The organism is Pseudoalteromonas sp. Isolate6 (assembly GCF_022398435.1).
In the GTDB taxonomy this organism is placed as follows: domain Bacteria; phylum Pseudomonadota; class Gammaproteobacteria; order Enterobacterales; family Alteromonadaceae; genus Pseudoalteromonas; species Pseudoalteromonas galatheae.
Genome location: NZ_JAKEVK010000230.1, coordinates 1 through 6,914 on the forward strand (window position 1 = coordinate 1; position 6,914 = coordinate 6,914).

Annotated in this window: 4 protein-coding genes; 3 read left to right on the plus strand and 1 reads right to left on the minus strand. The window is 45.0% G+C overall.

All coding sequences use genetic code 11. The annotated features are described in order from the left end of the window. The first annotated feature begins 32 nt into the window (after positions 1 to 32). The 3 genes from L1D50_RS20205 to L1D50_RS20215 all read left to right on the plus strand — a co-directional run bounded on the left by L1D50_RS20205 (position 33) and on the right by L1D50_RS20215 (position 4,099). Positions 33 to 1,184: a response regulator gene (locus L1D50_RS20205; RefSeq protein WP_128727614.1), complete on the plus strand. Its 1,152-nt coding sequence runs from the start codon at positions 33 to 35 to the stop codon at positions 1,182 to 1,184. Between the two features lie 74 nt (positions 1,185 to 1,258). Next, the gene (locus L1D50_RS20210; protein ID WP_128727615.1) at positions 1,259 to 2,014 is read left to right on the plus strand and encodes a class I SAM-dependent methyltransferase; all 756 of its coding nucleotides are present in this window, start codon (positions 1,259 to 1,261) and stop codon (positions 2,012 to 2,014) included. A 162-nt stretch (positions 2,015 to 2,176) separates the two neighbouring features. Further along, entirely contained in the window at positions 2,177 to 4,099 is a 1,923-nt protein-coding gene (locus L1D50_RS20215) for a methyl-accepting chemotaxis protein (RefSeq protein ID WP_138521398.1), read from the plus strand. Between the two features lie 509 nt (positions 4,100 to 4,608). Here the strand turns inward: L1D50_RS20215 and L1D50_RS20220 are convergent. Beyond that, positions 4,609 to 6,753 (minus strand): S8 family peptidase, encoded by a 2,145-nt coding sequence (locus L1D50_RS20220; RefSeq protein ID WP_138524733.1) that lies wholly within the window; start codon positions 6,751 to 6,753, stop codon positions 4,609 to 4,611. Positions 6,754 to 6,914 lie beyond the last annotated feature (161 nt).

Here is a 6,914-nt window from a genome sequence, read left to right on the forward strand (position 1 = left end):
CTATAAAGATATGAATTAATAGGGAAAGCCACATGACAAAACTGGTTCTTGCCATTGATGATGACAAGCTCGTTCACCACGTTGTTGATGAAGCGTTAGCGCGTACGTGCAAAATATTACACGCGAAAAATGGTGAGGAAGGCTTACGATTAGCTAAAAAATATCGCCCAGATATCATCTTGCTTGACGTTGAAATGCCTGGAGTATCAGGTTTTGAAGTATGTAAGCAACTAAAAAAACTTGAGGAAACCACTGAGATCCCGGTTATGTTTTTGTCCTCTCGTGCCGATATTTCAGAGCGGATGCGGGGTTATAACGCGGGCGCTGCTGACTACATAGTCAAGCCTTTTAATGCTGAAGAGTTGCTGGCGCGTATTAATGTTCTTGATGACTACAGAAAGACTTCTTCGCAGCTCAAGCAAGATGTACAGCGTGCCCAAACCACGGCTGAAATCGCCATGACCGACTCTGGTGATATGGGACGCATAATGCGGTATGTCGGGCAATCGTATCATGCACATGACCTCAATACCTTGAGCACTCATTTTTTAGAATTTTTTATGCCGATGGAGCTCGATGTTGCAGTGGCTTTTTGGTATCACCAAGATGCGATGTTTTACTCTAGCGAGGGGGCGATCCAACCGATAGAGCAAGAATTGTTTGAGAAGCATAAAGATGGCAGCCGCTTTGTTGATTTTGGGCGCAGGACCATTATTAACTACTCTAAAGTTTCTTTGCTGATTAAGAATATGCCAGTGGATGATGTTGCGGTGTATGGTCGTTATAAAGATTTGTTTCCGCACATTCTGGAAGCGACTGATGCCAAAATCAAGGATATGGAAGTTAGTGAAGATGCGCTCAATAAAGTGGAACATATCGGGCAGGTATTTGCTGAGCTGAGCGATCATTTAAGCGGCGTTGGCGATCATTACAGCGGTAAAGTGGCCGAGTTCCAAGCTGTACTTGAAAGTGACAAGCTTGCTAACTTAGAACCAAGTGAAAGAGAGCGATTGCAAGAACTCTACGAGCATTTTACTTATTTGAGCGATGAGCTAACCATAATTAAATATAAGCTAGGCGAGGTAACAGAGGTACGTCAGCAGCTTATTGAGAGTTTAAATAAAATAGCAAAGCCTTGGGGTGAGGACGAAGTGGCATCACAGGCTGATATCGAGCTGTTCTAAGCCGTTGGATAATCAAAGACACTAGATAGGGAAAGCGGTATACTGCCACGGTTGGTAACCTTTGGGAGCTTAGCTTGTATATTCACACCCCTTTTGAAGAAAACAGATCCTACCTAGATACGCTAACTAAGCTTTTTAACTTATCTGCGCTAGATATTAATGAGGCGGAGTTTCAATTGGTTTATGACGAGTTAGGCCTACAATTACTTAAAAAAGACGAACCAAAGCTCGGCGCTATTCGTGTTGACTTTGTGACAGGTGCAGTCGCTCATCGACGCAAGTTTGGTGGTGGTAAAGGGCAAGCAATTGCAAAAGCTGTCGGCTTAAACAAAGGGGCAGTGCCTACGGTATTAGACGCGACAGCAGGGCTTGGACGTGATGCTTTTGTGCTTGCGTCTATGGGCTGTAACGTTGTATTGCATGAGCGTAATCCGGTAGTCGCAGCATTGTTATATGACGGTTTGCAACGCGCCTATGAAGATGCTGAAATTGGCGAGTGGGTAAGGTCAACCATGCGACTAGAGTTTGGTTCTAGCCATGACTTGCTAGAGCAAGCAGGTTGGCGTCCAGATGTAGTTTATCTTGATCCTATGTTTCCACATCGTGAAAAATCGGCGCAAGTGAAAAAAGAAATGCGGGTATTTCAAGACTTAGTTGGCAACGACTTAGATGCGGATGCACTTTTACCTTTTGCTTTGCAGTTAGCCACAAAAAGGGTGGTGGTAAAACGTCCAGACTACGCTGGCTTTTTAAATGCTCAAACGCCAAGTATGCAAATAAAAACCAAGAAAAATCGCTTTGACGTCTATGTAAACGCTGCGATGAAATAGCATACCAATGCCTGCTCTAAATTTGTTCAGCAGATATCTAGATGGATATACGTAAAAAGTATGGTTTTGCGCGGTTGTACAGAAAAGGTAACCAGATTTAATCAAGTTGTCATAAATCCTTAATACTCTTGCGGAGCATTTTGATAAAGGGGTTGTGATTCTATGCGCGTGTCTACATTTACTCGGTTGTTGGCAATTTTATTAACCACTGCGAGTATTCTACTTGGGGCGAGTCTGTTTTGGGCAAGCCAAGTCTTAACCGAACTTGATGTGCAAGACGCCGCTTACAATCGAGTTAAAAATGCGGTGATTATTGAGCTTGAGGGCACAGTTGAAGATTACCTGAGTGCGGGTGATAGCCAATATTTAAGTCAGGCCGATGAACAAATCAAAACGCTACAGCAAAGTGTGGAACAGTTACCACCAGCACTTGCTGAACAACTTGAAGCCAAACTCACACAGCTACAACAAGACATTGCAGGCAAATACCGGGCACTTGGCAAGCTTTCAGGTAACGAACTTGCGCTTTTGGATAATGCGCTCCGGCAAATGTCGGGTTCAGCATCAAGTCTCGTAAAGTATGCAATTACAGCGCAAGATAGTGCCGCTAAAGAATCTTATTTTAATCTCGCCTCAGACTACTTTAGCGAAGTCTCGAATTTGAGTTTATATACTTATCAGTTAGTCATGGCTTATGAGCAGCAAACTGAACAAAGCTTGATGTTGAGCTTAGGTCGGTTGCAGGATATTGCCGCGCGAATAGATCAACTCGAAAACTTAGGAGTAATGAGTGAGGTAGATGAAGATGAGCTATTTTTAGGTGCACAAGCTGAAGACTTAGCGCTAGAAATAAAAGCGGAGCTTGTGAGCTGGCCAAAACGTTATGCTCGCGACTTAGAAAATACCTTACAGCAGTCCAAACAGCGCCAAGCAGGCATGCTGGCACTGCGAGGTGATATTAAAGCGATTTCAGAGAATATTCTGCAAGCAGAAACGACTTTAATAACAGAGCAGGCCGCCGTCAAAACTAATGTATTTATGCTCTTTGGTGTGGCAATTGGGTTACTCGTACTCTTAGCTGGTGGTGTATATTTTGTGCAGTTTAATCAAGTACTAACGCCGCTAAGACAACTACGCGATGGCTTTGCTCAGTTGATAGAAAGTAATGAGTTACGCAATATTGAAAGTAAAAACCAAGATACCGAAATTGGCGAAATTGCGAGTTACTTTAATCAGTTAATCGATAGGCAGCGAGCAGAAGCGGACGAACGCTCAGAAATGCTGAGTGTGATCAATACCTTTATGGAAGAGATGAACACTAACTTGGCGCAGATCTCAGCACAAGCTGGAGATACCTTTGAGCAAGTGGAACAAAACCAAGCGCAGCTCGACTCGCTCAGAGCGCTTGGGGCGGATGCCAATCAAATTAATGCACAAGTTGCCGACAATGCTAACAACACCTTTGAAGCAATGACACAAAGTGTGTCCTATGCGGATTCTATGTTGAGCGCTTCATCGACCACGCAAAAGCGGGTAGAGCAGGGATTAGAGAGCTTAAATGAATTGCTTAATGGTGTTTCAGATGTGAGTAAAGTGATTGATATGATCAGCTCCATTGCAGAACAAACTAACCTACTTGCACTTAATGCCGCAATTGAATCAGCGCGCGCAGGTGAGCATGGGCGTGGATTTGCAGTAGTTGCGGACGAAGTACGAAAGCTTGCACAGCAAACACAAGCTTCACTGACTGATATTCATCAGCAATTAAATGTTTTGAGTGATAACTCAAACAAAGTATCGACACAAATCTCGGCCTTGGCAGATGAGGCACAGCAGCAAACCGTACATGCACAAGAGTTGAAACGTAATTCAGAAGGTGTGGCAGATAGCGCACAAAGCGCCAACCAAGTCGCTGCCCATGCAATGGACCTTGCCAATCAGCAATCAGATCTACTAGATACCTTTGGCCACGCTATGGACAGCATGAAAGGTCAGGTTAATAGCTCACATGAGCAAGTGCAGCAAATCCAGCAAAGTCTTAAAGAGAAAATGAGGGAGATCAGAGGCACTTTAGGCTTGCAGTAATCAGGATTGTGCCGTAGGTCGAGATTTATCTCGACTACTGCAAGCAAAAATGTAAAAGCCGCTTCACGCGGCGAGCAGTTAAAAGATCGCGAGGTAAACTCGCTCCTACACGGGTAATTTGCTCCCATAGGCGAACACTATGGTAGGAGCCACTTTATGTGGCGAGCAGTCAAGAGATCGCGAGGTAAACTCGCTCCTACACGGGTAATTTGCTCCCATAGGCGAACACTATGGTAGGAGCCACTTTATGTGGCGAGCAGTCAAGAGATCGCGAGGTAAACTCGCTCCTACACGGGTAACTTGCTCCCATAGGCGAACACTATGGTAGGAGCCGCTTCACTCGGCGAGCAGTTAAAAGATCGCAAAGTAAACTCGCTCACACAAGCTGTTTTGTAGGTCGAGATTTATCTCGACTACTGCAAGTTGAACCCAGGAATAATTAAAAGAGGCCGCAAACGCGGCCTCTCATTGGGGAAGGAAGACTCAATTAAGGGCCTACTTAATTTTGCTTATGGCTTATACTGTGCGTCTAGCGTTAGACCTGAGAATGCACGGTAAGCATTAACGCTCAGGTGCCATGTACCAGCTTGTGGGTTGGTAATTACACATGTTTCAGTATTACCGCCTTCATATGGACGACAGTCATAGCTGCTTGCTGTAGGTTGTGAGCCAAACTTAACGAATAAGTCAGCGTCACCTGAGCCACCAAATGTTTTCACGGTGAAGTCGCTCATGCCTTCAGGCACTTCGATAGTGTAGTGAACCCACTGACCTCTTGAAGCTGAAATATCTTCAATTGTACCGCCACCAGCTTGTGGAGCACTTGTGCTCGATCCTGAAGTTGCAGCAACTAAGCTCACTCCAGAATAAGCTTGGTAACCGTTTATCATTATGTGATATGTACCAGCTTGAGGCGCGTCAAAGCTACAAACTTCGGCATTACCATCTTCATATGGGCGACAATCATAGCTACTTGAAGTTGGTTGGCTTCCACGCTTTACATGCATGTCAGCGTCACCGGTACCACCACTCATTGTGAAAGTCACATTGGTTTTTCCAGCTGGTACGTCAAAAGTGAAAAACTGATTGCTGCCAGCGGCACCGCTTAGGCCTGTTTTTGCTACACCATCTTCAAGCGCATTGCCTGTAGGTGGAGTTACCACGCCGCCTAAAGCTTCATTTACCGCAGCGGCTGCATCAACAACACCTGTACCACAGTTAGAGCAGCTACCCGCAAAGCTGCGTGTAGTATTTTTCAAGATAGTTTCTACTTCGTCAGGCGTAGCTGATGGTTTTGCTTGTTTGATTAGCGCAGCAACACCTGCAACATGAGGTGCCGCCATAGACGTACCTTGTGAGTAGTGGTAACTATCATTTGAAGGTGCACCAGAGCCTGAGTTATGCGTAGACAAGATACCTTCAGGGTCATTTGCAAAACTTTGTGCGCCACCAGGAGCGGCAACATCGATGTTTGCACCATAGTTTGAGTAGTAAGCACGGCTACCATCACGACCCACAGATGCTACGTTTACAACGCCATTACAGTTACCAGGATTGTAGTTTGCTGAGTTGTCGTTGTCGTTACCTGCCGCAATAACAATTACCGTACCGTTGTTACGTGCTTGGTTGATTGCATTTTGTGTGGTTGCACTACATGCACCACCACCACCTAAACTCATGTTGATAACATCAGCGGGGTTAGCATTCGCTGGCACACCAGATACAGAACCACCAGATGCCCAAATGATACCGTCAGCGATGTCAGACGTTAAACCACCACACTTACCAAGAACACGCACAGGCACTACTTTAGCATCGTAAGCAACACCAGCTACCCCTTCACCGTTATTTGTGACAGCAGCAACAGTTCCTGCTACGTGCGTACCATGCCAGCTTGAATCTTGATCAGCGCGTGGTGAAGGTTGACCTGAAGAGTCTGTTCCACATTCACCGCGAGTGACCGCATCACCAGGATCGCGAGCATCGTTGTCACGTGCGCCGCCATCGTTAGCAACAAAGGTATTAGAGATCATGTCGTAGCCAGGCAAAATGTTGGCATCTAAATCCACATGTGGGCGATAACCTGTGTCTAATACCGCAACCACTACACCTTGCCCTGTTGCCTTATCCCACGCAGCAGGGGCATTAATACCAGCCGCGGCTTCAAAGTAGTGCCACTGATCGCTATAACGAGGATCATTAGGTGTTGCAAATGGCTTTAACATTTGGTCGATTTCGATGTATTCAACATTACCAGAAGCCATTACGTCGTTCATGAATGCTTGTGCTTCTTTTGCTGAAAGTTTTTTGTCAGCACGCATAACGTGGTGGTTACTTAACGCCATTGGACGTACGTATTGTGCTTTTGCTTTGCTGCTCTTGAAGCCTTGTACAAAACTTTCTGCACGTTGTTGCATTTTTGCTGGTTGTAGATCTTCTGCAGCTAGGCTCATCATCTGAGAACCCGCATCTTTGTATTTAATAATGAATTGCGTACCAAGTGTGCTTTGCGATGATAGCTTTTGTGCTGTTGCTGCAAGTGCAGTATCTTGACCAATTGATTGTGATGGTGCGGCTGTAACTGCAGTCGCTGTGAATAATGCACTCACTGCGACGCTTAGTGCAGCGCGCTTAAAGTTTTTGTTGTTTGTCATAATGTTTCCCTAGTTTCTAACTTGTTGTTCAGCTGTTAATAAAAAGCTGATGGCTAGTGAAAGTAAACTCATGGTTAAAAAAAAGAAAGCGCTGTTTTGTTATTTGCACTAATTTTTTAGTTATATACAGACGGATATACGGCTATAGAAAATTCATACTA

Excerpts from the sequence above, each read along its gene's own strand:
- L1D50_RS20205 (WP_128727614.1), top strand. The coding sequence starts at position 33 with ATGACAAAACTGGTTCTTGCCATTGATGATGACAAGCTCGTTCACCAC.
- L1D50_RS20215 (WP_138521398.1), top strand. The coding sequence starts at position 2,177 with ATGCGCGTGTCTACATTTACTCGGTTGTTGGCAATTTTATTAACCACT.
- L1D50_RS20220 (WP_138524733.1), bottom strand. The coding sequence starts at position 6,753 with ATGACAAACAACAAAAACTTTAAGCGCGCTGCACTAAGCGTCGCAGTG.